The organism is Microcoleus sp. Pol11C2, assembly GCF_036701505.1.
Taxonomy (GTDB): Bacteria; Cyanobacteriota; Cyanobacteriia; order Cyanobacteriales; family Microcoleaceae; genus Microcoleus.
In genome coordinates this window covers 1-2,028 of record NZ_JAUBQX010000115.1, presented here as the reverse complement: position 1 = coordinate 2,028, position 2,028 = coordinate 1, and the positions used below count along the sequence as shown (strand labels likewise).

The 2,028-nt window shown below is 44.1% G+C and carries 2 protein-coding genes; one reads left to right on the top strand and one right to left on the bottom strand.

The features are described 5' to 3' along the window. Positions 1-115: 115 nt before the first annotated feature. Positions 116-1,318 carry a phytochelatin synthase family protein gene (locus QUA42_RS27515; RefSeq protein ID WP_333141844.1) on the top strand — a complete coding sequence of 401 codons (1,203 nt, stop codon included), beginning with the start codon at positions 116-118 and terminating at the stop codon, positions 1,316-1,318. Positions 1,319-1,542: 224 nt separating this feature from the next. Here QUA42_RS27515 and QUA42_RS27510 read toward each other — a convergent pair. Further along, on the bottom strand, positions 1,543-2,028 hold a 486-nt coding region (locus QUA42_RS27510; protein WP_333141842.1), incomplete at its 5' end, for a WD40 repeat domain-containing protein.

The following is a 2,028-nucleotide window of genomic DNA, read 5'->3' as shown; positions in this document are numbered from 1 at the left end:
TTTAGGTCAGGGAGTTTTTTCATTCCTTTATCTAATGTTTATCTCGTTCTCTTGTCAAGGGGGTTGAGCAATTACTATTTATTAGCACCATAAACAATAAGGGTTAAAACACTCCATGTCTGCTCAAGGGTTTTATCGTCGTTCACTCCCCGATTCTGCTATTGCCTTTTCCTCCGTAGAGGGAAAGCAAATATTTCGAGAAGCGTTGGCACTGGGAGGTATGGAAGGGTATTTTGCTCTAGCGGAACAGTTTCATACTCAAGCAGAACCTGCTTTTTGTGGATTGGGTAGTTTAGTTGTTGTTCTTAATGCCTTATCCATCGATCCGGGTCGCATTTGGAAAGGGGTGTGGAGATGGTATGGAGAGGAATTTTTAGACTGTTGTTTACCTCTTTCAGTCATTAAAGAAAATGGTATCACCTTTGATGAGTTTGTCTGTATCGCACGTTGCAACGGTGCTTTTGTAAAACCTAACCGTCACCACCAAAGCAGTTTGGAAAACTTTCGGCAAGCAGTTGAGGAGGTGACTGCGGCGTCAGGTGATATTCATCTAGTTGTTTCCTACAGCCGAAAGGTATTGGGACAAACGGGTGATGGTCACTTCTCACCAATTGGTGGCTATCATCCACAGCGGGATCTAGTTCTTCTGCTGGATGTTGCCCGTTTCAAATATCCACCTCACTGGGTTTCTCTGCCTTTGTTATGGCAAGCATTTGAACCTGTCGATTCCGTCACTAATCAATGTCGAGGTTATATTTTATTGCAGAAGAGTGAAAGGTTGCCAGAAACCTTCTTTCATGTTGCTGGTGATTTACATCAGTGGCGTAGTCTTGCTCCTTACTTTGCAGAAATACTCCCAGACATTCTGACTAAAGAGCAACCTGATTCAATTGCTTCATTTGTCAGTACCATCCTGCACCATTGGCCTGTTGAATTCACAACTATGGTGCATACCTCGTCAGAGACGGGAGAGACACTTGAGAAATTACGGGCAGCTATTCAGTTAAATTCACTGTTTGATATTGTTCACCAATGCTTGTCAAGCGATGAGTCGGATGCAATGTCTGTTGTAGGGAAGTGGCAGCACCAGCCATTCCTAGCAGAGATAATAACAGCAATATTACTGTCGTGTCCCGAAACGCTCTATGCCACTCTCAAACGCGAGTTACGACTGTGGTTTAGTGAGGTTCGCCACCTTGAGAAACTACTCCCTCCCTTGGATATAGAAATATCTAGATTGAGAGAACAAATGTCCGCACTCCAGGAGTTTTACACTTTATATTCAAAGGGAAATCAGTGCAATATCCCTCAGAGTTAGCACCTACCGCCTTTTGAACTTCCCAAACCTCGACTAACGACAAAAGTGAAAATTAAATAGCAAGATTTAATAATCCGATGCTGGTGGCGGTTGTGGATGAAGATTCGCCGCAGCGAAATATTAGGGTTGTGACTGATGCCAGTGAGAAAGGGACAACGGAAAAAGTGGCAGTAGTGGTAAAAAAATGTAGTGCGAACATCTGGCTGGCGGTTGTTGCCTAAATCCTATTTGATAGACTTTTGGCTGAGGTAATCAGCACACATCTGTTTATCCTCTTCTGTTACTTTCGGATTGGTTCTGAGATAATCGCCGATCTTCTTGCAGCCTAATGCCATTAGTTTATCGAGATCCCAAACCCATAGTTTGATGGTTTTGTCAAAGCTTGCAGAAGCCAAAGCCAAGCCATCTGGACTAAAAGCGATGCTATAGACAGAATTGCTATGCCCGGTGAGGGTAGCGATGGGTTTTTGGGTTTGCAAATGCCACAGTTTGATTATGTTGTCAAAGCTTGCAGAAGCCAATGTCTTGCCATCTGGACTAAAGGCGATGCTATAGAGAGAATTGCTATGCCCGGTGAGGGTAGCGATGGGTTTTTGGCTTTGCAGGTTCCACAATTTGATTGTGTTGTCGTCACTTGCAGAAGCCAATCTCTTGCCATCTGGACTAAAGGCGACGCTTCTGACAGAATTGCTATGCCCGGTGAGGGTAGC

Excerpts from the sequence above, each read along its gene's own strand:
- QUA42_RS27515 (WP_333141844.1), top strand. The coding sequence starts at position 116 with ATGTCTGCTCAAGGGTTTTATCGTCGTTCACTCCCCGATTCTGCTATT.